At 66.6% G+C, this 24087-nt stretch carries 16 protein-coding genes and 1 pseudogene; 3 read left to right on the top strand and 14 right to left on the bottom strand.

Features of this window, described 5'->3' with window-relative positions; all coding sequences use genetic code 11:
- The 7 genes from ABT245_RS43745 to ABT245_RS43715 all read right to left on the bottom strand — a co-directional run.
- Positions 1 to 426 (bottom strand): hypothetical protein (locus tag ABT245_RS43745; protein WP_351746126.1); only part of this gene is annotated, 426 nt, incomplete at its 3' end.
- Entirely contained in the window at positions 423 to 2144 is a 1722-nt protein-coding gene (locus ABT245_RS43740; protein ID WP_351746123.1) for a hypothetical protein, read from the bottom strand. The genes ABT245_RS43740 and ABT245_RS43745, both read right to left, overlap by 4 nt.
- Before the next feature lie 590 nt (positions 2145 to 2734).
- Positions 2735 to 4546, bottom strand: coding sequence for a hypothetical protein (locus tag ABT245_RS43735; RefSeq protein ID WP_351746120.1), 1812 nt, complete (start codon positions 4544 to 4546; stop codon positions 2735 to 2737).
- Positions 4543 to 5034 (bottom strand): tyrosine-type recombinase/integrase, encoded by a 492-nt coding sequence (locus ABT245_RS43730; protein ID WP_351746117.1) that lies wholly within the window; start codon positions 5032 to 5034, stop codon positions 4543 to 4545. The genes ABT245_RS43735 and ABT245_RS43730 overlap by 4 nt, the downstream gene beginning before the upstream one ends.
- A 16-nt stretch (positions 5035 to 5050) precedes the next feature.
- Positions 5051 to 5848 (bottom strand): site-specific integrase, encoded by a 798-nt coding sequence (locus ABT245_RS43725; protein ID WP_351746114.1) that lies wholly within the window; start codon positions 5846 to 5848, stop codon positions 5051 to 5053.
- Between the two features lie 840 nt (positions 5849 to 6688).
- The gene (locus ABT245_RS43720; protein ID WP_351746111.1) at positions 6689 to 13858 is read right to left on the bottom strand and encodes a non-ribosomal peptide synthetase; all 7170 of its coding nucleotides are present in this window, start codon (positions 13856 to 13858) and stop codon (positions 6689 to 6691) included.
- A gap of 331 nt (positions 13859 to 14189) precedes the next feature.
- On the bottom strand, positions 14190 to 14390 hold the full coding sequence (locus ABT245_RS43715; RefSeq protein ID WP_351746108.1) for an MbtH family protein: 201 nt from the start codon (positions 14388 to 14390) through the stop codon (positions 14190 to 14192).
- A 799-nt stretch (positions 14391 to 15189) separates the two neighbouring features.
- Between ABT245_RS43715 and ABT245_RS43710 the strand changes: the two genes are divergently transcribed.
- Positions 15190 to 16428, top strand: a complete 1239-nt coding sequence (locus ABT245_RS43710; protein ID WP_351746105.1) for an IS256 family transposase — start codon at positions 15190 to 15192, stop codon at positions 16426 to 16428.
- Between the two features lie 125 nt (positions 16429 to 16553).
- Here the strand turns inward: ABT245_RS43710 and ABT245_RS43705 are convergent, their stop codons facing one another.
- The 7 genes and pseudogenes from ABT245_RS43705 to ABT245_RS43675 form a co-directional block, all read right to left on the bottom strand.
- On the bottom strand, positions 16554 to 16766 hold the full coding sequence (locus ABT245_RS43705; protein ID WP_351746103.1) for a hypothetical protein: 213 nt from the start codon (positions 16764 to 16766) through the stop codon (positions 16554 to 16556).
- A 203-nt stretch (positions 16767 to 16969) separates the two neighbouring features.
- A complete protein-coding gene (locus ABT245_RS43700; protein ID WP_351746128.1) occupies positions 16970 to 17812 on the bottom strand; it encodes an alpha/beta hydrolase in 843 nt (280 codons plus the stop codon).
- Positions 17813 to 18000: 188 nt separating this feature from the next.
- The gene (locus ABT245_RS43695; protein ID WP_351746100.1) at positions 18001 to 20004 is read right to left on the bottom strand and encodes a hypothetical protein; all 2004 of its coding nucleotides are present in this window, start codon (positions 20002 to 20004) and stop codon (positions 18001 to 18003) included.
- Positions 20005 to 20339: 335 nt separating this feature from the next.
- A complete protein-coding gene (locus ABT245_RS43690) occupies positions 20340 to 20678 on the bottom strand; it encodes a helix-turn-helix domain-containing protein (RefSeq protein ID WP_351746097.1) in 339 nt (112 codons plus the stop codon).
- 4 nt (positions 20679 to 20682) lie between these two features.
- Positions 20683 to 21825, bottom strand: coding sequence for a tyrosine-type recombinase/integrase (locus ABT245_RS43685; protein ID WP_502982317.1), 1143 nt, complete (start codon positions 21823 to 21825; stop codon positions 20683 to 20685).
- 175 nt (positions 21826 to 22000) lie between these two features.
- A pseudogene (locus ABT245_RS43680) lies at positions 22001 to 22447 on the bottom strand (hypothetical protein); the annotation flags it as partial.
- A 231-nt stretch (positions 22448 to 22678) separates the two neighbouring features.
- Entirely contained in the window at positions 22679 to 22963 is a 285-nt protein-coding gene (locus ABT245_RS43675; RefSeq protein ID WP_351746091.1) for a hypothetical protein, read from the bottom strand.
- A gap of 154 nt (positions 22964 to 23117) precedes the next feature.
- On the opposite strand from ABT245_RS43675, the gene ABT245_RS43670 reads away from it, so the two are divergent.
- Together ABT245_RS43670 and ABT245_RS43665 are read left to right on the top strand one after the other, a co-directional pair.
- Positions 23118 to 23381: a hypothetical protein gene (locus tag ABT245_RS43670; RefSeq protein ID WP_351746088.1), complete on the top strand. Its 264-nt coding sequence runs from the start codon at positions 23118 to 23120 to the stop codon at positions 23379 to 23381.
- 125 nt (positions 23382 to 23506) lie between these two features.
- The gene (locus tag ABT245_RS43665; RefSeq protein ID WP_351746085.1) at positions 23507 to 23875 is read left to right on the top strand and encodes a DUF6233 domain-containing protein; all 369 of its coding nucleotides are present in this window, start codon (positions 23507 to 23509) and stop codon (positions 23873 to 23875) included.
- Positions 23876 to 24087 lie beyond the last annotated feature (212 nt).

Raw genomic sequence — 24087 nt, 5'->3', positions numbered from 1 at the left:
AAGTGCTTCCGCGTCGGCTTCCAGTTCGACGTTGCGAAGGGCGAGGACCTGGATCTGGTTGGCGTAGGTGGCCGCCATGTCCTTCAGCTCGCGCACCTCTTCGGCCTTCTCCCGGCGCAACTCGCGCAACTCCTTCCGGAGCCTGGTGACCTCGGCCTTGAGGTCGTCGACCTCTGGCCGCTTGAGATCCGGGGCCTCCAGAATCTCCTTGATGGCCGCCGCGACCGGGGAGCGGTAGTAAGAGGCCCGGGACACCCCGGCCTCGGCGGCGATGTTCACCACCTTCAGCGAGCCGTCGGTGATCTCGGGGCGGCCGTCCAGCAACCGTTCGAAGGCCCTCATGATCTCCCGGTCGATGTCGGCCAGGTCCCGGTCGCGGGCGAGTCGGGCGAATACGGTCTGAGCCGCCGTGGGTGTGCTGGTCACCGGGCCGCTCCCGTCTCGGCGAGTTCGTCGATCAGCGTGTCGAGGGTGCTGACGAACTCACTGATCGCCGTCGCCTGGTGCGGCGGCAGGCCGGTGGTGTCGCCGAACTCATGAACGGCTTGCTCGCGGGTCTGGTGGAGTCTGGGCAGATGGACGGACGAACGGCGAGAGTTCGGGCAGGTCAGGCACATGTTCAGCATCGGCAGAGGACGGCCCAGGCCGTGTGAGCGCTTCTCGCAGACCGCAGTCTCGGCATGGTGGAAGCAATCGTTGAGGACACCGGGGTGCAGAGTGCGGGTCAGATGCCGAAGCATCGTCCGGACCCGCTCGGGACTGGCCACAGTCCCCCGCAGGTCGCCCAACTCGGCTCGGATGCGGTCGAATTCCGCCTCGATGCGATTTGCGGCCCCTCCACTGGACCGCCCCCCGTCGTTCCAGTCGTGGTAGAGATCTTCAACATAGTCGAGCGTGGCCACGGCCTTGTCGGCGGCGACCTCGTCGGCGAATCCTGAGGCCGAGGTACCGGCATAGCCCTCGAATACCGCGAAGCTGGCGTGCTTGTACTGCCTGGTGCCGGCGACCATCCCGAAGGGCTGGAAGGCGATATGCCAGGCCAGGGTGCGGCGGAACTGCCTTGTGTCGAACGCCCAGGGCATCGGCGTGGCTTCTGCCGCGTCTCTGGTTTCGCTTGCCTGGTCGGTGTCCTCGTCCGGGTCCTCGGTTCCGGGGACGGCGTCGGCGGCTGGAAGTGGGATGTAGGGGCCCTGGTCCGTACTGAAGAGCTCGTTGAGGTGGTCACGGAAGCTGTTGAGCCGCTGGGGGATCGTGCGCATCAGGCCGAGGTCGCCGTCCCTGGCGGTGAAGCCGAACAGGTGGGTGGAGTCGTCGTTGATCTCCAGCAGCATGTCGACGGCCCGGTGCACGATTTCCAGGACAACCCATTCCTCCTCGTCGCCGGAGAGCCGGCGGTCCTTGTAGACCCGGCCGTGGATCTTGTAGCGGAGGCGGCCGTCCGCAGTGGTCTCGACGACTGCGCAGTCCCGGCTCAGTTCCCGTACTTCGACGTCGCGCATGCCGGACAGGTAGGCGATGATGATCCAGCAGGCGGTCCGCAGGAAACCCATCTCCAGCCCGAGGGTGTGTCGGCTCATCTCCGGCCGCCACGGACGTCCCGAGACTGGCCAGAGGGCCCGGGTGGTCGGAACGCCACCCACTTCGAAGCCGATGCTGCGTCCGACCTTCACGACCATCTCCGTGTAGCGGTTCGTTGAGCAGACACCGGCCAGGAGGCCGATCAGTTGCATGTTCGGCCACTGCACGATGCCCTCGACGACCGGAGCGCCCGGCCTGCCCTTGTTCAGCTGGATCGGTAGGGCGGGAATGCCTCGGCCTTCGGCTCGGCGCCGGGCGATGAACTCCTGGATCTTGGATTCGCTGCCGCCGCGGCCCTCCTTCGGGCCAGCGGCGATCTGAGCCTCCAGGCGTTTGATCTCGCGCGCGGCAGTCAGGATGTCGGGGCCTGCTTTCTCCAGGTAGAACACCGCTCCGGCCAGGAACGGGCCCATGATCTCTTCGGGGATGCGCGGGGTGCCGTTCTCGCGCCGTGGGGTCAGCCCGGCGATCTGTTGGGCGCTTCGATAGGGCCACGGCACCAGCGAGAGTCGGTCCGCACTGAGGTGCTCCCCCACGGCCGAGAGGGACTTGAGAGTGTTCACCATGATGTGGACCGCACTGGGGCCCGAGGGCCTGCTTCTCTGGGGCACCGACGAAACACTCGTCGTACGGGGACGAGTTGACGGACGCTCTGACCAGGTCGCGAGCGAGGGGCGCCTCGTCCGGCGGGAAAAGATCTCCGGCAGCGTGGGAGACGATCTCCGCGCAAGGGTGCATCGTCCCTGGTCAGAGAGTTCCGTCGGTGCGCCTCTCTTCAAGAAGGCCTCCAAGTGGTGGCGCTGGACGTCCTGAAGTCTTGGGGCGCCCACTTTGGCCAGAGCTTCCATCGTCCGGAACACGCTGCGGACCTCCTGTGGGAGCCAGGTCGGCTTCATGGGCTTGCGCTGACCGTTGATGCGCAGGCGCATGCGCCAGTAGAGGTACTCCTGCGCGGTCTGGCGCTGCAGACCCGGTGTGAAGTCGGTGAAGATGACCCGCCTTTCGCGTTGTGTCCTGGGCAGGAACTCGTGCAGGTCCCACACCTCTTCACCGACGCGAGGGCCGCGACTGGCATGCCCAGCGGTGATCCACTCCGGAAGGGCGTAGTCGTCGGCGGGGAAGGCGGCGCTGGCGGCGGCCTTCGTCGAGGTCGCGGTCATCGGATCGTCTCCAGGAAGACATTGGGCAGGGCGAGCCGGGCCCCGTCGCACTCGGCGATGGCCCGCGCGGTGGCGATCTGGCGGGAGGTGAACCTGTTCAGGACCCCGGTGGTGATGCGCTCGTGTGCGAGGCCGAAGCGGACGTGCCACTCGGCGGTCGCGAACTCCTCGCGCTGGCGCTCGATCGTGTCCAGGACGGACAGCACTGAGGGCAGGTGGCGGGTCGTGAACACGGCGTTCGGGCACTCCGGGCATACCCAGGGCGGGACCGGGCAGGCGGCGCCCTTCTTGGCGGCCCACGGGGAGTTGAAGAAGTTTTTGCAGGACGACAGCCAGACATCGGTCGCCCCGGACAGGGCGTCGGCGACCACCTGGGAGGGAAGTTCCTCCGTCCCGTCGTCCAGGCGCCGCCCGTCGTCGTCCAGGACGACCGGGGCAGGCAGGGCCGCTGCGAGAGCCTGGCCGAGACCTGCCTCGATCGCGGAGTCGTGGATCTCCTCGTGGGCCTCGATGTCCGCGTAGTGCCGACCTGCGACCTGCGGTGTATGGCCGCTCGCGAAGTCCGGCAGGACGCCCCCGGAGCGCAGATACTGCTTGGATTTGAAGGTCTTGCGCAGCCTGCGTAGATCCACCGACCGCAGGGGCTGGCCGTCGTGGTCGAGCAGGCTGTCTAGACCATGCTCGCTCAGGAAGATCCGCCGGTATCTGGTGGAGGGCATGGTCTTGTGAAGGCCGAGAATCCGGTCGTGATTGCCCGTCGCCAGATTCGAGACCACCCACATCTCGTCGGTGCCGAGGGTGTCGCGAGCCCGTTGGCCAAGGCGCATGGCCAGGCGGAGCACCCCGCCGGGGGTGCGAAGGTTGCCGCCGTCGCGCACGCGGATGGTCTTGTTCCAGTCGTTGTGGGCTCGCCGCTTGAGGTACTTCACGCTGACGTAGCCCCGCGCCGGGTTGATCAGGCAGTCGGTCTTCAGCTCCCCAACGCACTCCGGCTCCAGACCGGTCTGACAGCCCAGCAGGATCTGGAAGCGCACCACGTCCGCCGTGGTCAAGAAGAGCTGGGCATTGAGCCTCCCCATTCCGCCCAGATCCTTGACTCGATCGGTCAGGTGCTCGGGGCGAAGCGGCCCGCGGTTGGCTATGTACCAACGAACGTCTTCGTACCGCTTCCAGCCGTGGACCTCCGGGTCGCGCCCGGTTGCGGCCACTCGTTCGCCTTCCAGGATGCGATCGCGGATCAGGCCGACATCGGCCCGCGCGGCGGCTTCCAGCGCATCGAAGACCGGAAACGGATAGGAGTTCAGAGGCCTGCGGGGATCGCGTTCCCACGCCTGCTCAAGCCTGCGGCGGAAGTCCGTCTCGAACTGGGCGTGTCCGAGTTCCTCGGCCGCCTTCAGGAAGCGGGTCAGATGCCGCATGAGCGCCTTCGGGCGGCCACTGCCCTCGGGATGACGTTTGGTCAGAAGTGTCGCGAACGCGTCGAGCAGTTCCGGCTCGAGGTCGTCGGGACCCAGCGTTTCGCCCATGTCCGCCAGAGCCGCACCGGTGAAGGCTACGAACTCCCGCAGCAGCTTGACGTGCATGCGCACAGCATCACGCCGGCGGTGCCCCTTCTCCTTCGCGGCTTCGCTGGCCATCCCCCGCGCCAGCGGCCGGACCAGACGGGGCAGGCCCAGGTCCGACAGGTCCACCTCCTCGCTGCCCCCGTCCACGAGCTGCACCGAGAAGACGACGGGGCCGATGCTCGGGATCAGCTCCGCTGCCTCGGGAGCATCGGTCGGACTGAACCTGACACGCCGCGGGCTCACTGGCTCACCTCGCTGAGCTGGAGGTTCTCCAGAATCGCCGAGTGCTCGTCCCATTCCTGCAATGCGGCCAGCACGATCTCCTGGGCCTCGTCCAGGACGTCCAGGTAGAGGTAGACCGTCTGCTCGTTGGTGTGGCCAAGGAGCAGTTGCAGCTTGCGCATCGGATTGCCGATCAGCAAGCGCTTGATCTGGGCAAGCGTGAACCGCCGGTCCTCCTGCATGCCCAGCGCGCGCACGGTCTGACGCAGAAGCAGGCCGAGCATGTGCACGGCGAACGTGTGCCGGAGCGTGTGGGGGTGGACGCCGAAGTCGAGGCCGAAGCGCTGGCAGCGCTCGTTCGCCCGCCGGAACGCCGACTGCCACGTCGAGCTCTTCAGCGGTGATCCGTCCTCACCCAGCCACAGCCATAGCGGTCCCACCGCCCGGCCGCCGGCGTTGACCGACACCAGCCGCAGGCGGTCCTCGTAGTCGATGTCGGAGTAGATCAAGGCCCGTCTCTGGCCCTCAACGACCAGCGCGTGCCGGGTTGGAACGCAGGACGTGCCACGAGTCCGCCTTCGCGTCGTAGGCACCCGTCAACCTCATGCGCTGGATCAGTTCGTCGCGCTCGATGGTGACGTAGTGGTGCACGTCGCGCAGCACCCGAAGCCGTACGTAGACCGTCCGCGGCTTGTTCCTCTTGGTGACCGCCTTCGACAGGTGGAAGTCCCCGCGGGCCGGGGCCAGCAGCGGGATCTCCGGTAGAAGTAGGCACGATGCTTCCACCAGCCGCATACCGGTGCAGACCAGCAGACCGGCGAACAGCCCGTTGCGCTCGCCATTGCGTCCTCGCCACGAGGGGTGGCGGTCGCCGTTCGGAAGGAAGCCCCGCAGCCCCACGTCCCGCCAGAGCAGGAAGTCCTCGTAGGGCAGGAACGAGATGGGTACCTTGCTCTTGCCCGGCTCCGACTCCTCGTTCACCCGGACCTGCTTCGGGCCGTTCGGCGTCATCACCACCTTGTCGACGTACCGAAACGGCTCGGCCGCGAGTAGCTCCGCGTCCAGGGCCCAGCGCACCCACTTCTCCAGAGCCGCCAAGAACCGCTGCCAGGTGGAGTACGCGATCCGATCGTCCGGATCCTGGCCGAACAGGCGAGCGCTCTTGAAGGCCCGAAGATCCGCCTGGTCCATCTGCCAGATCGTCTTCCCGCCCCGGGCCTCGTGTAGGAAGCGGCAGACGACGGTCAGGTCCGAGCAGTAGGCGTCCTGTCCGTTCTTCGATCGCACACCCCAACTGGGCAGGTCCCGCAGAAACTGGTTCAAGTGCACGTCGTACGAGCCGTCAGGGCCCAGGATGAACCGCTGTCTTTCCCGGACCTCCGCACGATGCAGGACTCCACCCGCATCGATGTCTGGTAGCACGGCCAATCCTGACGAGGTGCGGTGGTTGGCCACCACAGCCTCCGTTGCGGTTGTCCCCATGACGGACATCCGCCTCCTCCCGGCAGATGAGATGAGACGCATGAGGCGTACGCATAACCTCACGATCTTTGAGACACCTCATACTGCCGCTGTAATATATGTCCTGGTTGTGGTGTGTGTCCTCGAAGGCAGGGGCTCCTCCCGTGGATGTTCAGGCCACTCAGGTGCGTGTGTTGGCCGACGCCTATGGCCTGGCTGGTCCTGAGCGTGCTGTGCTGGTCGACGCGATGCTGGAACGCCAGGCCCGCAATGCCCGTTTCTGGGCGGAGTGCAGGCCGGTTTCATGGCCGTCGAGGCCACTGACCAGCAAATCTCGGATGGGTGTGGCTCTCCTGGAGTGAGATCGCTGGTCAGGCCTGGGGTTCGTAGTTGTGCTGGTCGGGCTGGGGATAGAGGTGTTCGCGTTCCCTCTGGCTTGGATGGTCCAGTACTGCGGGAAGCCGGCGTTGGCGATGACGGCGCGGAGGGTGAGGACGGCTTCGGCGCCGGGGGCGTTGCCGGCCAGGATCCGGGTGGCTTTGGTGCCGAGCCAGTCTTCGGCGACAGGAGGGAAGATCCGCTGCGCTGCGGCCGGCACCGGCAGCACGGTGCCGCGAAGACCACTTGGGGCGCGGTGGCGTCGGACTCCGGGAACCGGAGCCCGACGCCGGAACGTTGCAGCGACGGTCGAAGCCCCTGCTGTTATTGCTCCATGTACGGCAGCCTGCGAGAAATCTTGTCACATATCTCGGCCAGGAATTCCGGGCGTGCCATCTCCAGATGCCTGCAGAGAATCTGCGACTCCCAGATCTCCCCTGTCACATAAGGAGACCATTCGGCGACCGTCGGCGACCCCTCGTTCCGCCCGTTCCGGGCTGTGAAGAAGTGGATATTGCCCTCGAAGCGTCCAGGCTGATGGTCGGCGAGGATGCGGACATGGCTCCTGAACACGGTGATGATGTTTCCCACCGTCTCACGAGTGATGCCCTCGAATACTCCCAACTCACGATGGACCGCGTTCACCAGGTCGTCCAATGCGAGTTCGCCGTCCCGGCCGGGGCGCTCCGCGGCTGCGAGAACTTCGGCGGCGTCATCGAGGACGTACTCCTCGAAGGCGCTTTCGCCCTCCTGGGCGGCTGCGGCCGCCACCTCGTGCGCCGGGTATGAGTCCAAGAGCGCGAGCATGGCCACGGACTGCCCCGCATCCTGCAGCTGTACCGCGATCTGGTGGGCCACCACACCGCCGAAGGACCATCCCAGCAGGTAGTAGGGCCCACTCGGCTGAACCGCGCGAATATGGTCGAGGTAGTCATCCACCATTTCCTGCATACTGCCGGGGGGAGATTCCTTCCCGTCCAGCCCCCTTGCCTGGAGGGCGTAAATCGGATGCCCTTCGGGGAAGAACTGCGCGAGAGGTGAATAGGACCAGCTGATCCCACCGCCCGGATGAATGCAGAAAAGTGGCTCCTTGTCTCCCTTGGTCCTGATGGGGAGCAGAACATCGAAGGAACTCGCCTTGGTCGGCGAGTGGAGCTGAGCGGCCAGACCTGCGACGGTGGGCGTTTCGAACAGGGCGCGGATGCTGATCTCGGCGTTGAGGACGGTGCGGATACGGGAGATCAGCCGGGTGGCGAGCAGCGAATGCCCGCCCAGTTCGAAGAAGCTGTCGTCGACGGTGACGTGTTCGAGGCCCAAAATCTCGGCAAACAGCGCGCACAGGGCCTCTTCCTGGGGGGTGGAAGGTCCGCGGCCCCGGGAGACGGCGCTGAAGTCGGGGGCGGGCAGGGCCCGTCGGTCGAGTTTCCCGCTCGGTGTCAGGGGCAGCGCGTCCATGACGACGACGGCGGAGGGCACCATGTAGTCGGGCAGGGCGCCCGACAGGGCGGCCCGTATCCCGGCGGCGTCGAGCGACCCGCCGGGGGTGGGCATGACGTACCCGACCAGCTGCCGGGAACCGCCCGGACCGTCGTCGCGGACCGTGACGACGGAACGTGCCACTCCGGGGTGTCCGCCCAGGGCGTTCTCGACCTCGCCCAGCTCGATGCGGAAGCCGCGGATCTTGACCTGGTGGTCGGCCCGGCCGACGTACTCCAGTTCTCCGTCCGCCCGCCGGCGCACCACGTCACCGGTGCGGTACATCCGCGCACCCGGCTCGCCGAAGAGGGCAGCGAAGGGGTCGGCGACATAGCGCTGTGCGGTGAGGCCGGGTTGGCGCAGGTAGCCGCGGGTCACACCCGCTCCGGTGAGGAAGAGCTCGCCCTGGACACCGACCGGTACCGGCTGCAGGCCGGCGTCCAGCACATAGGCACGGGTGTGGTCGATGGGCCGGCCGATCGACGTGTCGCCGCCCGAGTGCGGTACGAAGACGCTGTCGCAGGAGATCTCGGTGGCGCCGTAGAAGTTGGCCAGCTGTGCTTCGGGCAGCAGCTGGCCGAACCGGCGCACCGTGGCCGGCGGCAGCGCTTCACCGCTGCTGATCCAGAGCCGTGTGCAGGACAGCAGCTCGTCGTCCTCCAGTTCCAGCAGGCTGGCCAGCAGCCCCGGCGTCACTGTGATCCGGCCAGTCTGATGACGCAGGCCCAGGTGCGCCATCTCTCGCGGGTCCCGTGCCTGTTCCGCGTTGGCCATCACCGTCACGGCCCCGTGTACCAGTGCGCCCAGGATTTCCGAGGAGCTGTCGACGAAGCTCAGCGCGGTCTTGGCGAGCACCCGCTCACCCGGCGGGTAGGGGAAGACCCGGCCGAACCACAGCAACCGGTTTACCAGCCCCCGATGCGTGCCCACCACGCCCTTGGGCCTGCCGGTGGAGCCTGATGTGTAGATCACATACGGCGGGTGCTCCGCCCGCAGGGGTGCCAGGCGCTGGTCATCGGTGACATCGCGGTCGTCGGCGAGGGTCAGGGCCTCGGCCGTCAGTGGATCATCCAGCACCAGCAGGGCAACGCCGTCCGCGGCCACTGCGCGATGTTCGGCGACCGTCACCACGCATACCGGCTGTGCGTCCTGGAGCATGTATGCGATCCGTTCGGCCGGATAGCCGAGGTCGATCGGAACGTAGGCACCGCCGGCCTTGAGCACCGCGAGCATCGCGATGACGTAGTTGGCCGACCGGGGCAGCGCCAGAGCCACCGAAGACTCCGGTCCCACGCCCCGCTCGACCAGCAGCCGCGCCAGCCGGTTCGCCCGGACGTTCAACTCCCCATATGTCAGGGACAGATTCTCGAAGATCACCGCCACCGCATCCGGGCTCACCGCCACCTGACGCTCGAACAGCTCCGGAACAGTACCGACTGGCACATCACGCGCGGTGTCGTTCCACCCCACCAGAGCCTTATGACGTTCCTCCGCCGACAGAACCTCCAGGCGGGACAGCGGAATGTCCGGGTCGGCCGTCATCTGTTCCAGCAGACGCAGGAAACGCTGCCCGATCTGCTCGACGGTGCTCCGGTCGAACAGATCAGCCGCGTAGGTGATCTCACCGGCCAGCCCCGCGGGGCGTCCTGCGGCATCCGTCTGCTCGGTGAACTGGAGCTCGAGGTCGAACTTCGCCAACGTTGCTTCGACGGACAGCGGCTCGGTGTTCACCCCATGGAAGCTGTACTCCGCCCTGGCGTTGTTCTGCAGAATGAGCATGGTCTGGAAAAGAGCGGGGCGGCCCATGGCGCGGGTCGGGTTCAGGACTTCGACCAGTCGCTCGAAGGGCACGTCCTGGTGGGCGAACGCGGCCAGGTCCGTCTCGCGGACTCGTTGGACCAGTTCTGTGAAGGTGGGGTCTCCCGACAGGTCGGTCCGCAGTACGAGGGTGTTCACAAAGAAGCCGGCGAGGTCGTCGAGTACTTCGTCGGTGCGCCCGGCCACCGGGGATCCGATCGGCACGTCGCTGCCGGCACCCAGTCGGGACAGCAAGGCCGCCAGCGACGCCTGCAACACCATGAACATGCTGGCGCCGCTCCTGACGGCCAGGGCCGCCAGGGCTTGGTGGATCTCCGCGGGAACGCGCACGTCGACTCTGCCGCCTCGGTGCGTGGGAATCGCTGGGCGCGGTCGGTCGTAGGGCAGCGCCAGTTCCGGCGGCGCGTCCTGAAGAGCCTGCCTCCAGAAGCCGAGCTGTTCGCTCTGGAGGCTGCTGGGGTCGTCCTCGTCTCCCAGCAGTTCGCGCTGCCACAGGGTGTAGTCCGCGTACTGCACCGGCAGCGGTTCCCAGCCTGGCCGCTCGCCCGCGCATCGGGCCTCGTAAGCCACCGACAGGTCCCGCGCCAGTGGCGCGATGGACCAGCCGTCACCGGCGATGTGGTGGATGACCACCAACAGCACGTGCTCGTGGTCATCCATACGGAACAGGCGAGCGCGCAGTGGCAGATCACGTGCCAGGTCGAATGGTGTCATGGCCGCCGCTCGCAGCGCTTCCTGCAGTTCGTCCCCGGCCACCTGCGTCACCGCCAGCGGCACCCGTGCCTGTTCCCCGCTCACGATCTCCTGGCGCGGCTTTCCGTCCACCGCCGGGAACACCGTCCGCAACGCTTGGTGCCGGAGTATCACGTCTTCCAGGGCCGTTCCCAGTGCCGCCGTGTCCAGCTCTCCCGACAGCCGCAGCGCCAGTGGCATGTGGTAGGTGGCGCTCGGCCCTTCCAACTCGGTCAGGAACCACAACCGCTGCTGTGCGAACGACAAGGGCACCACTTCCGGCCGTGCCCCGGCCGCCAGCACCGTACGCCTCCGTGTCCCCTCCTCGTCCATGCGTATGGCCAGGGCTGCGACGGTGGGGGCATCGAACAGGGTGCGGATGCTGATCTCGGTGTGGAGGACGGTGCGGATGCGGGAGATCAACCGGGTGGCGAGCAGCGAATGCCCGCCCAGTTCGAAGAAGTTGTCGTCCACGGTGACCTGTTCGAGGCCCAGGACCTCCGCGAACAGCACGCACAGGACCTCTTCCCGCGGGGTGGAAGGGCCACGTCCGCGAGAGTTGGCGCTGAAGTCGGGGGCGGGCAGGGATCGTCGGTCGAGTTTCCCGTTCGGTGTCAGCGGCAGGGCGTCCATGACGACGACGGCGGAGGGCACCATGTATTCGGGCAGGATGCCGGTCAGCCCGGCCCGTATTTCGGCGGCGTCCAGCGACCGACCCGGGGCAGGCACCACGTACCCGACCAACTGTCTGGAGCCACCCGGACCGTCGTCACGGACGACGACCGCGCTCTGGCCTACGAGAGGCCGGCTGCCCAGGGCGTTCTCGACTTCGCCGAGTTCGACGCGGAAGCCGCGGATCTTGACCTGGTCGTCGGAACGGCCGACGAACTCCAGCTGTCCGTCCGCCCGCCACCGCACCACATCGCCCGTGCGGTACATTCGCGCACCCGGCTCACCGAACGGACACGCCACAAACCGCTCTGCGGTCAGCCCCGGGCGCCCCAGGTACCCACGGCCCAGTTGGTCTCCCGCCAGATACAACTCGCCCGGGACACCGACCGGTACCGGACGCAGGCTTGCGTCCAACACGAACACCTGGGTGTTCCACACCGGTCGGCCGATCGGCACCAGTCCGGCGGCAGACCGTGAAGCGGGCGCATCGGCTGTGAAGGTGACGTCCACGGAGGCCTCTGTGGGGCCGTAGAGGTTGTCCAGTCGTGTATCCAGTATCTGCCGGAAGCGGGCTGTCAACTCGCCGGACAACGCTTCGCCGCTGCAGATCACCCGGCGCAGGCCGGTGCAGTCGGCGGCCGTGGGTTCGTTGAGGAAGACCTGCAGCATCGGCGGCACGAAGTGGACGGTCGTGACCCGCTGCGCCTGGATCAAGTCGGCCAGATAGGCCGGGTCCTTGTGTCCGTCCGGCCGGGCCACCACCATCACCGCGCCCGCCAGCAGGGGAAGAATCAGTTCCCACACCGAGACATCGAAACTGGAGGGCGTCTTGTGCAGAACGCGGTCGTCCGGCCCCAGTCGGTATTCGTCCTGCATCCACATCAGCCGGTTCACGATGCCCCGGTGCGGAACGACCGCGCCCTTGGGCCTGCCGGTGGAGCCTGATGTGTAGATCACGTAGGCCGGGTGCTCCGCCCGCAGGGGTGCCAGGCGCCGGTCATCGGTGACGTCACGGTCGTCGGCGAGGGTCAGGGCCTCGGCCGTCAGTGGATCATCCAGCACCAGCAGGGCAACGCCGTCCGCGGCCACTGCGCGATGTTCGGCGACCGTCACCACGCATACCGGCTGTGCGTCCTGGAGCATGTATGCGATCCGTTCGGCCGGATAGCCGAGGTCGATCGGAACGTAGGCACCGCCGGCCTTGAGCACCGCGAGCATCGCGATGACGAAGTCCGCCGACCGGGGCAGCGCCAGAGCCACCAAGGACTCCGGTCCCACACCCCGCTCGACCAGCAGCCGCGCCAGCCGGTTCGCCCGGACGTTCAACTCCTCGTACGACAACGACCGTTCCTCGTAGACCACCGCGACCGCGTCCGGCCTCTCCGCCACCTGACGCTCGAACAGCTCCGGAAGAGTGCCGGGATACACATCACGCGCGGTGTCGTTCCACCCCACCAGAATCTGACGACGCTCCTCCTCCGACAGCACTTCCAGACGAGACAGCGGTAACTCCGGAGCGAGTTCTGCGAATTGCTCAAGAATTCGACGGAAAAGGACGGTGTTCTTCCGATTGGTTTCCTCGTCATAGCGCTCGGGGTTCGCGCTGAAAGCTATCTTCAGATCGTCGTCCATGGGCCGGTCGTACACAGATAGCAGCACGTCCCCGACCGGCCCGTTCGCCATTGTATGAGTCGTACTCGTCAAACCTCTGAATTCAATGTCCTCGCCGAAGGACATCACATTGACCACGAGGCCGACCAGAGGATCTCGGCCCGCTATCCGAAGATCACGGAGAATGTCCGCATGGCGGTAACGCTGATGGCGCAGGGCTTCCTTGACGGCCTGCAACGTGAGCCGGACGAGCTCGCCCAGCGGAGTGTCGGGCCGCACTGTGACACGAATGGGCAAGATATTGGCCATCATGCCCGGGATGCTGCGCTGCTCCTTCCCGATTCGAGCCGAAGTGGAAAGACCGACAATGACATCCTGGGAGCCCGTTGCCTTGTGGAGTGCTGCCACGGCAGCAGAGATCACAAGACCAGAGAGACTCGTCCTCATTTTCCTGGCAGCATGTCGAAGTTCAACAGCGGCCTCGGGGCTCACTCCTTCAAAATGGCGAATGAAGGTGAAGGGCATGCGGGTTGACAACGGCTCTGTACTCAGACTTGCCGCCTCCGGGCGATTGGCGAGCGTCTTGGCCCAGTACTCTCGATCTCTCTCGAAGTCATCTGAACTGCGATAGGCAGAGTCGTCGGAAATCAGCTTGGCGATGGGATGAGAAACTTTCGGCTGGCACGATCCACCGGCAGCGAGCGATCCGTAGACCTCGGCGAGTCGACCGGCGACGAGCGGGCCGCTGAATCCGTCGATAATCGCATGATGAATTCGCTGATACCAGAAGTGCCGATCCTCTCCGATCTTGATGAGTGCTTGCACAAAAAGCGGAGCATCAACCATTGGGAACGGATTTCGGACATCTGACTGTATCCACCCTCTGGCGGCGGATTCTGCATCTTCACGATGCGTGAAGTCGATGAACTGCAGTTGCCAGCCAGTGGGGTCGCTCACATACTGCTGCGGCGTTTCACCGTCATCGGTGAAACGTATATGGAAGGATTCGGCTTCATTGAGAGTGTGACGCAGCGAAACCTCGAAGACGTCGACATCCAGCGGACCCCGAATATCCAGATATTCGGCAATATTGAAAATAGGGTTCCCTGGGTCCAATTGCTGGGAATACCAAATCTCGGCCTGCCCGGCCATCAGATCCCAGTGATCGTTTCGAATATCGGACATGTCAAGCCTCTGTTCTGTAAACCGAGTCGCACGCGTTGCCGACGCGCGCACCATGAAATCTGATTCTTGTAAAGCTGCCATGCTGCGGCTGAGGCATCACTCACCCCGGGCGAAGTAATTAAATGCTCAAGTAAGACGCCCTACGTCGACGGCGCTGTCCGCCTTCAACGGAGTGACTTCTGCGCGAGGACTGTCACGGAAATGCCTGTCTCGACTCGCAGAATTGTCATCATGCTTCTGCTTTTAGGGGTTCGTTCCAACATGGATGCACGCTGCTGGCGACGCCCGGAACCAGCGCCGGTCGACTGGGCCAAGATCCGGGCGCGAGGCCTCACGCATTTGAAATGCTCTTCGGTCTCATGTCGGTCCAGTTTTCATCGATATATGTCAGGCACTCATCTCGACCGGCTTCGCCGAAAGCAACGGACCACCCCTCGGGAACATCGATGTGAACTGGCCACAATGAATGCTGACCTTCATGGTTGACAAGCACGAAGTATGTGCCTTCCGCGTTCTCAAAGGGATTGCTCATGCCTTACCCGATTCCTTCTCTGTCGATTCCACAGGACTTCCCTGGGTGAAGAAACTGTGACGCCATGGCAGGATACGGGATGGCTGGATCTCTACCAACCGCGGACCGCTCGTGCACAATGCCCCAATGGGGCATTGATCGTTTATGGGTAATCTGATGCAGTTCGCCATGTCTGCTACTATTCGAGGGGAAATCTCTCGGGCCGTGTTTGAGATCTCGATCCTTGGCTTCGCAGAAGGTATTCCAGGCTCAGCGGGCGAACCATGACAAGTTCCCTCTCGTCGGCGACTTCAGGGAGCTGGAGCACGGTCGGCCGGACCCTCGCTCCGAGCCGCTGTGCGAGCCACTGAGTCGGAACACGGACGTGACCTGGTCTGCTACCTCTGTAGCGGCTCGGCCTGAGTGACAGCGACTTGGAGGCGGTGTTGACCGCGCTCTTCGGGCACGAGCCGGACTGAGGCAGGCATCAGAACGGGCGCCCCATCCGGTCATGTTGAGGTCCGGGTCAACGGGCGAGGACCTGGCCGAGAGGCCTGTCCAACCCGGGTGAGGCGACGGAGCATGATGCCGATCATTGCCCAGCGGATCATCGTCTCCGCATGGGCTGGGCTGGTCTCGGAGTCGCGGGCGAGACGTCGTTTGGCGGTGATCCAGGAGAGCGCGGGTTGCGTCCTGAGAAGTGGTGTACGGGTTCGACCTGATCCGGGGGTTTGCTCCGGCGTCGGGATGAGGCCCGCATAGACGAACGGCCACCGGCTGATCTTTCAAGACGACCAAGTCTTTGAAGGAGATCAGCACGATGACCGCACCAGACAGTCTGCCGCTGCACGCTCTCGCGGAGGACAATCTCGCCGCGGCGAGTCCCGACCTACTGCGCGCGATGGTCAAGACGTTCGCCGACGCGCTGATGTCGGCGGAGGCCGACGCCCTGCGCGGCGCCGAGTATGGGCAGGTCAGCGACGAGCGAGTCAACCATCGCAACGGCTACCGCCCACGCGAGTGGGACACGCGGGCCGGGACCGTTGAACTCGCCGTCCCCAAGCTGCGGCAGGGCAGTTACTTCCCGCACTGGCTCCTCGAACGCCGTCGCCGGGCCGAGCAGGCCCTCATCTCGGTGGTGGCCACCGCCTACCTGCTCGGCGTTTCCACCCGCCGGGTCGAGAAGCTCGCCGAGTCCCTCGGCGTGACCCAGCTGTCGAAGTCCCAGGTCTCCGCGATGGCCCGGCACCTGGACGAGCAGGTCGCAGCCTTCCGCAACCGGCCTCTGGACGCCGAGCCGTATGCGTTCGTCTGGGTCGACGCGCTCACGCAGAAGGTCCGCGAAGGCGGCCGCATCATCAACATCCACGCCCTGATCCCGGTCGGCGTCAACGCTGAAGGCCACCGTGAGATCCTCGGTCTGGACGTCGCCACCGCCGAGGACGGCGCCGGCTGGCTCGCCTTCCTGCGCTCACTGATCGCCCGCGGCCTGGGCGGGGTCCAGCTGGTCATCTCCGACGCCCATGCCGGCCTGGTCGACGCCATCGGTGCGGTGTTGCCCGGCGCCTCCTGGCAGCGCTGTCGCACCCACTACGCCCGCAACCTGCTGAGCCAGGTGCCGAAATCGGCCCAGCCCTGGGTGGCCACACTGCTGCGGACCGTCTTCGAACAGCCCGACACCGACGCCGTGAAGGCCCAGATGACACACATCCTGGACGCACTGGAGGCCAAGTTCCCCAAAGCCGCAGCCCACTTGGACGCCGCCCAACACGACCTACTGGCATTCACCGCCTTCCCGCGCGAGATCTGGCGGCAGATCTGGTCGAACAATCCGCAGGAGCGGCTGAACAAAGAGATCCGCCGCCGCACCGACGTGGTCGGCATCTTCCCCGACCGCACCGCCGTGATCCGGCTCGTCGGCGCGGTCCTGGCCGAGCAGAACGACGAGTGGACCGAAGCCCGCCGCTACATGGGCCGCGAACTGCTGGCCAAGGCCCGACTCCACCCGATCGAGTCAGAAAACGACGACACCGTCCTGCCCACCGAACTCACCGCATAGCCTCAAAACGAGATCACCGAGTGGCCGTCGATACACCCCCGACGCGACGAAGCCCCCGAGGCCGGCCGGCCTCGGAGGCTTCGTCCCTTGCTCCGCACTCTGGTCGGCGACCGGGCCTGTCGGTCTCACGCCACGGCGGCCTGCTTTGCCAGGGCGGCGAGCGGGGAGCGCCGGCCTTTGGGGACCGCGCGCAGCTGCTCCCAGTCGACATCGGTCCGCGCGGCGAGCGCGTCGACGGACTGCGTCGTGTAGAGCGCGACGTCGACGGCCCCGGCCCGGCTCGTGCCGAAGCGGACCTCGATCGACTGCGGCGAGCGGATCCAGCCGAGCCGCACCATGTGGTCGAAGTCGGCGCGGCGTCAAGCCGACGGGTTCGTGGATTCCTGGAGGGGAAATCCAGGGAACCGGAGGGTGGCTGGGCTCCTGGCGGCAGAGTAGCCCGCGGGTTCCGGGCCCCCAACTGGTCTCGACAGTGTGAGCTGCGCCCAACTGTCAGTGAGTTCACAGCAGTCGGCGCCAGATTGCATGATGCAGGTATCGATCAACCTGCGTTGGGCCGCCACAGCCAGCGCAGAGCGTCCGGAAGCAGGACGCCGCCGTGGTTGGGGCTGTGTCCGCCGTCTCCTAGGACAAGGCGGAAGTCGTAGCCCGCTTCAGCGAGAGCGGCTGCCACGCGCAGGTTTTCGGCGAGCCAGTTCCACTGTGGCTCATTCCAGTGCAGGTCGCGGTGGCCTGCTTGCATGAAGATGCGCAGCGGCTTGCGGGGGACGCGGGAGATGAGCTCTGGGTAGGGGTTGCCGTCCGGCATCTGCGCGAAGCTGGACAGGTATCCGATGACGCGGCGGAACTTGTCCGGACGCAGCCATGCGGCGGTGAAGGCGCAGTTGCCGCCGCTGCTCCCGCCGCAGATGCCCCACTGTTCGGGCGACTGGGCGATGGTATAGCGCTCCGCAACCTGCGGGATGATCTCGGTGAGGAGGAAGGTGACGTACTGGTCGTCGAAGGCGTCGTACTCGTTGTTGCGGTTCTTTGGGTTTTCCGCATTTGGGAAGACGCCAGGATCGACGAACACGCCGATGGTGACGGGGATGTCGCCGCGGTGAATGAGGTTGTCCAGGACGATCGCGCCGCGTACCTCCCCTGCGGGGTCCAAGTACCACCATCCGTCCTGGAACACCATCAAGGATGCCGGTTCCGCTGGGTCGTACTGTGCAGGCACGTGGACCCAGAACTTCCGGAAGGTTCCCGGGTAGACCTCGCTGCTCCTCCACTCGGACGCGACCGTCTCGCCAGCGGGCACGCCCGGCTGTAGAACGGAATCGGGTCCGTGGACGTAGCGCACGTCCGACTGGTCGATCGGAAGTGACTGATAGGGCATCTCCATGGTCACGGGGAGCAACCGTAGGGCGATCACCACCCTTGACCGCAAGGGAATTTTTGTAACCCCGAGCAGGATGGGCGGGTCCGGCAGTGGTGCAAGGCCAAGATCGAGGCGTGCACAGTCGCAATGGACACGCCGACGTCGGCGGGCCCATCGCTGAGTGACAAGCGGGCCGCGAACCAGCCAGCTCGTCATGCCTGGGTGGGGTCCTTGATGAAGCGGTGCGGATGGGCGGACTTGACGTACTTTATCGCGGTGTCGGGTGCGATCCCGAAGACGCGCATCAGGTGGACGGGGTCGGCAGTCTCGTGCGCTTCGTCGAGGATCAGGTCGATCCTCAACTTCTGGGGCTGGAGGCCAAGTTGAGCGAAAATCGGTTGGACACCGTATTTGGCGACCGGTGGCCCCTCTGGGTCGAGGGCGGTGACCTGCGTGACGAACAGATGCGGGTTGGTGCTGTGGGGCCAGCGCTCGTAGCGTTCGCGGAGCCAGTCGGTGAGAAGCTCCAGGGTTAGCTCGTCCAGGTAGACGGTGCGCTTGTCTCCACGACGTCGAGCGATGAGTCGCCCGGCCGACCGGTTGAGATCCGTCAGGTGCAGGCGTCGGATCTCCGTCGATCCCAGGGCGTGGATCGCGACCAGAGCGACGACGGCCTTGGCCATCGCGGTCGGCGCCCTGTCCAGCAGGCCGGCGAGACGGTCGGACGGAATCCGTCGCGGTGCGCGATTCACGTAGGTGGCGGAGACGTTGCGGGCCGGGTCCCGGAAGATGACTCGCTCTCGCTTCAAGGCCCGGAACAGCGATCGCAAGGCGCCGTGGACGCCATGGGCACGATTGCCGGTGTGCGCGGTGACGGCTTCTTCGACATCTTTTGGTGTGATCTCGCGGAGGCTGTCGATCCGCTTGCCCCACTTCCGCAGGACGGGAACGTGGTAGTGGCAATAGCGGCGGATGGTGGCCCAGTCCATCGCCGGGGAGGGGCGGCGGCCTTCTCCCCGCATGACGCGGACCCAGACCTTCACCTCGTCGTGCAGGTGATCGGGGATCGTGTCGAGGAGTCGCTCGACGGCGGCTTGTTCGGGGTCGGTCCGCTCCAGCGGGATCAGAAGGCTGCGCTCACTGAGGAAGGGGACGACGCGTCGACCGCCCCAGCTGGACCCGAACCGGGCGACCTCACGGACGTCGGCCTCATGGAGGGGAGCGTCGACGCCGAGCCAGGCGGCGAGGAACCGCAGGGTCCGCAGGTTGACGGCTCGGGCCATCACTGTCCACTGCTGTTCCTTGGCGGACGTCCGGAATTGCTCAACGAGTTGGGATGCCTGTGGGGTGAGTGCGGGCAGTCGCATGTCCTTCAGGCGGGCCCACTGGCGGGCATGGGCCGAGGCCGAGATCGGGAAGAGTTCCAGTTGTCCGGGGCTGACGAGCATCGCGGAGTGGACGCGGGGATCCTCCCGGGCAATCTTCTCTCTCCGAAGGACGGAACGGCGGCCCTTGTCGCGGCCGTAGTCGCCGGGGCGGGCGTTGTTGAGGCCGGGGGCGTATCCGCCGAACCAGAGCTGTTCGACCGCAGGTCCGTCGCCGAGATGCTCGTAGAGCACCTGGTGGCAGAAGCGGCACTTCCCGTCCTTGAGCGGCCAGGTCCGGCCGCACCGCTCGCAAGGGGAGGTCGTCCGGCCTGGGTGACGGGCCCACTCGCGGCAGCAGTCGCAGAGTGGTTTAGCGTCTCCGGCCCAGGCAAGGCAGTGTTCGCAGGACACCATGTGGCGCCATTCGCGCCGGTAGGCTGACTGGGCGAAGCCTGAGCCGAGACGCCGCCGCAGCAGTCCGGCCTCCTTGAGTACTGAGGCGACCGCGGGCCGCATCCGCGGCAGCTCGGCGATGACGTACTCGTCGACCAGACGCTCTCCGGCTTCCCGGGATGCCAGGGCCAGCATCATCACCTCCATCACGCTGAACTGCCAGCCGGTACTCAGACCCCGTCGTTCGCGGATTCTCTCGACGGCGTCGAGGACCTCTGCCATCTCGGGGAACGAGCGGTCGGCGATCCGCTGGGCATGCTCACGGGTGAACGTCCGAGGCAGCCGGGAAAGCAGGGCCAACTGCCCGAGCACCTGGGGCGGGCAGATCCGGCAGTCGTCCTGCAGGCCCCGGACGCCACGGCCGTAGTTCCGCTTCCAGGCATCGGCGGGCGGCATCTCGACAGGTTGTCGCTGTTTCCGGGCGACGTACCCGTTCGGGTTCTGAACGCCCGGCAACCGCAAGGACAGTTGCAGGTCACGGACCGGCCCAGGCCGACGCCGAACCGCGCTGCGAGTCCACTCAAGGTCAGGCAGCAGCCGGATCTCGACCGTGCACGGACGACAGATTCCGTCCTGGTCGACCTCGGCCCGATGCCGGCAACGGCGACAAACACCGTCCCCGCCGCCGCGAGGCGCCCAGTTGATGCAGACGGTGCAGCTGCCCATGGGCCTCAGCGGCCCCCAGCCGTGGCAGCGGTCGCACTCGCCGATCCTCGTTTCCCTCGGGTGCATCAGTTCGGCGGCAGCCCTCGCCGGCCGGTGCCGCCGCTGCGGGGGACCGGCCGAACAGCGCCGCCCTCCCGTTGCTGGCCGACGGCCCGCTGCTGGGGCTGGTCGCGCTCGGCCTGGTGCTGCTGCGGCTCGGCCTCCATCAGGTCGGCGACCGTGCAGTCCAGGGCCGCGCAGATCTTGTCCAGGTCGTCCAGCCGGACCGTGATCGGCTTGTTCGACCACAGCGCTGCGACCTTGCTCAGGGAGGGGTTGAACCCCACTTCCTGGAAGGCGGCCTGCAGCTGCGTCGGCCGCCAGATGTCCCGCCGGGCCGCGACCCAGCGCAGGTTCCACTTCACCGTCTCACGCCTCTCCGCTCAGCCGTCGCACCGCCCGGTGCGACGCCTCCAGACTCGCCTTCTCAGGGTCGGACTTGACCGATCCGAGGTAGCCGACCGTGGTGGTCGCCCACTCGTGACCGAGGATCTTCTGCACATCCCACAAGGCCATGCCGGACTCGTAGTTGTGTGTCGCGCACGCGTGCCGCAGGAGATGCGGATGAAGCTCGGTGACCGGCCCGGACATATGCAGCTTCGAGGCGGCCTTCAAGGACCGGCGGAACGCGTCCGGGCCGACGGCCGGCGCGACCGGGAGATTGAGGGAGGCGACGGCGGTCGGCAGCCGTTCCGAGGGCCACAACGGAGCGCACGGATCGGACGGATCGTCGGCGAACTCGCCGCGGATCTCCTCGACGTACCACCACAGAAGTTCACGGCCCTCGGCGAACAGAAACGCCTCGCGTTCACGCGGCCCGGAGCCTCTGGCGCCCTTGCCCTGGACGACGAAACGTCCCCACTGGCCCAGCTCCCAGTGGATGTCGCCGATCCGCACCGTGCACAGCTCGGTGGCCCGGACGCCGGAGATGTAGGCGATCTTCGCCATGCAGTAGTCACGCACGGCCACCGGATACTTGCGGGCGCCTGGCAAAGCCTCGCGCCAGGAGGCAAAGAACTCTGTCGTCGCCCGCTTCGAGGGCGGGATCCGCAAGCCGTACTCGCCCCGGTGCCGGGGACGGTTGAAGGGATCGACCGGCGACTCGACGGCCGCCCCGAACCGCCGCAGGATCTCGCCCGCGTACCGCTGTTCAAGAAACGCGAAGAAGCTGTCGATGTTGACGATCTTCTGGCGAACTGTGCGATGCGACCGCTTGCCCGGACCGGCGAAGTAGCAGTCGAGCTGCCGCGCTGACAGCTTCCACGGCACCGTGTCGTAGAAGTCGCACAGCTCGATGACCGGTTTCGTGAGCTTCCCCAGCGTCGTCGCCGCGAGCCCGGCCACGTCCCGTGCCCACGTGTACTCGGCCACGGTGTCGTGGAAGAACGCGATCTCGTCCGCGCTGTCCGAGATCGCGGCGGCCCGCCGCTGCAGCGTGAGTACGTCCGCCAGACCCTCCTCTGGCGGACGCGACTCACTCGGTGCGGCTGCCGGGCACGGGACCAGCGACAGCCGACGGCTTCTGGTTTCATCCACGAACCGGCAAATTACGGGGATCACTCGCAGAATCCGCCAGTAACAGTGGAGATCTCACACCAACGAGTGACTGCCCGGTACAGACCGTGGACCTGCTGAGATGCGGCTACGTCAGGGTGAGGACCTTCGGGGAACCCGTCGGACAACCACTTACCCGGAGCCGGGCGGCGGCCTGCTCCGGTCCGAGCGGGGTGTCGGCGGCGACCAGCTCCGCCAGGTCCTCGCGCCGGCAGACCTCCGCGACCTGGCCGGGATGGTGCAGCGTCCCCTCAGGATTCGCGCTCAGGTCGACCAGCAGGCCGCGGTCGACGAACCGCCGCACCACGAACGCCGACACGTTCGCCTTCTCGCCGATCACGTTCGGGGTGCCGAGCGCTTCCGCGATCCGGTCCGCCGCCGCGCCGCCGCCGATCGGTGGGGAGGACATGGCGGCTCGGATGGCGTCGGCGTTCAGCGCTTCCACCGCAGCCCGCGACCACTGCCAGGAAGACGCGTCCGGGTCAGGGATGAGCCCGGCATGCCGCGCCCACCGGAAGGCAGCCGCGGACACCTTCAGGCGCTTGGCGGCCTGGCTCGCGTCGTGCTCGGTTCGTCGCATGAGATCACCTCTCGCTCGTTCACCGGAAGCGGCGTACAGAACATGACAGATCACAAGAAAAGCTGTCAATCCATCCTGAAGATAGGCAAGTTGGGGTGCATGCGCTAAGGCTGTGTCCGCGTACGCGAGGGAAGATCATCCGCCCGGGTGCCGGTGCAGAACGGGCTGGACTGCCATGGTCGGGGCGACCAGGGCCCCGACCACGCTCCGGCCGGGGACGTACGCGCCGTGTCAGGGCTGTCCTGGGGACGCCTCCGTGGCCGGCCCCGCCTTCGCGGTCTTCCGTCCCGTAGCCTTCTCCGCTGGGTCCGGCTCCTGGTGGATGTCGGCATCGTCCTCGCCACGTGCGGATCGGGCTTTGTCCACGGATTCCTTGAGGGCGGCCATCAGGTCCGCCAGCTGTCCCGGCGGGCCCGGTACAGGTGCCTCGGGGAGGCGGTGGCCTTCTTGCTTGGCCTCGACCACGGCGCGCAGAGCCTCGGTGTAGTGGGTCGACTTGGCCAGTGAATCGAACACGTGGCCTGATTAGAGGTGTGGAGGCAAACTCATTCCCTCGTGACTTGATCGAGCTCCAGGCGGAGTGGCAGCGGACCTATGCGGCGCTGGCCGTGCCGCGGCCGGTGGACCCCACGGTGCTGCGTCGTCAGGCCCGCGGCCTGGGGGAGTTGCGATGACCCGGCTCCCGGCGGCCGGGCCGGTGCACCGGGTCCGGCTTCAGTTCGGGGCCGGTGGTCCGGCGGTCATCGGTGAGTGGGTCGACGGTGCGGTCGCTCGCCGGGCCTGGCATGCCTGGGTGGGGCTGTACGGAAGCGACCAGAGCGTCGTCATCCGGCTTGCCCGGGAAGCCGGCGGATCCGAGAACGTACTGATGGCGTGGGAGAACCGGCACCCCGTCGTGCAGGAACCGGGCGGGGAGCGCACCCTGCCGCTGTGACATCGGAAGGACCGTCATGCCGTCCGCCCAGCCGCCGCAGGTCCGGGTGACCCTGCCCGACGGGCAGGTGCTGCGCGGCTGCTGCATGCGTGGGGCAGTTCCCGAGGGCTGGGTGGATGGCATGGGTGGCGCTGCCCATGTGGGCTGACGATCCCGGGACCGAGACGGTTAAGCCGCGCGAGTACCGGGTCTGGCTCACCCCCACCCAGGCGCATCCGATCGACGGTGTCCGCTACGACCAGGTCCCCCGCTATCCCCTGCGCCGCGAGGAGCCAGCCGCGCTGTCGGCCGACCGGTGGGCCTGGAAGATCCAGCGCACCCCAGGCGTCGCCGGCCGCCGCGGTGGGTGCGTCGTACACGTCTGGGACTGCGAGGAAGCACCCCAGGAGGCGGAAGAACTCGACGTGCTCGCCGCGCTGGAGGTGCTGCGCCGCCCCGGCGCTGTGGCTTGTGGCGAGTGCGGGGCGGATGTCGCCCTCGGCCCTCTGGCGTAGGGACGACCGCACCCCAGTGGCCGCCGGTGCCGCACAGGAACGATGGAGGCTTGCCTGGCCGGATCGGGGATCGGGGATCGGGCAAGCCTCCAACTCCCCTACTGCTTCCCCTGCCGTTCCCTCCCTGTCAGTCTGTGATGAGACACCCGGTATGCCGGGTTATCCTTCCTGGGCGAGACAGGAGCCCCACCCCAGATGACCAGCACGAATGG

Source organism: Streptomyces sp. NPDC001508, from assembly GCF_040298665.1.
Taxonomy (GTDB): Bacteria; Actinomycetota; Actinomycetes; order Streptomycetales; family Streptomycetaceae; genus Streptomyces.
This window is presented reverse-complemented; position numbering and strand designations above follow the sequence as displayed.

Bases quoted from the DNA above. Each gene is read 5' to 3' on its own strand.
- ABT245_RS43740 (WP_351746123.1), bottom strand. From the start codon at position 2,144: ATGGTGAACACTCTCAAGTCCCTCTCGGCCGTGGGGGAGCACCTCAGT.
- ABT245_RS43720 (WP_351746111.1), bottom strand. From the start codon at position 13,858: ATGTCCGATATTCGAAACGATCACTGGGATCTGATGGCCGGGCAGGCC.
- ABT245_RS43715 (WP_351746108.1), bottom strand. From the start codon at position 14,390: ATGAGCAATCCCTTTGAGAACGCGGAAGGCACATACTTCGTGCTTGTC.
- ABT245_RS43710 (WP_351746105.1), top strand. From the start codon at position 15,190: ATGACCGCACCAGACAGTCTGCCGCTGCACGCTCTCGCGGAGGACAAT.
- ABT245_RS43705 (WP_351746103.1), bottom strand. From the start codon at position 16,766: ATGGTGCGGCTCGGCTGGATCCGCTCGCCGCAGTCGATCGAGGTCCGC.
- ABT245_RS43700 (WP_351746128.1), bottom strand. From the start codon at position 17,812: ATGGAGATGCCCTATCAGTCACTTCCGATCGACCAGTCGGACGTGCGC.
- ABT245_RS43695 (WP_351746100.1), bottom strand. From the start codon at position 20,004: ATGCCGCCCGCCGATGCCTGGAAGCGGAACTACGGCCGTGGCGTCCGG.
- ABT245_RS43670 (WP_351746088.1), top strand. From the start codon at position 23,118: ATGACCCGGCTCCCGGCGGCCGGGCCGGTGCACCGGGTCCGGCTTCAG.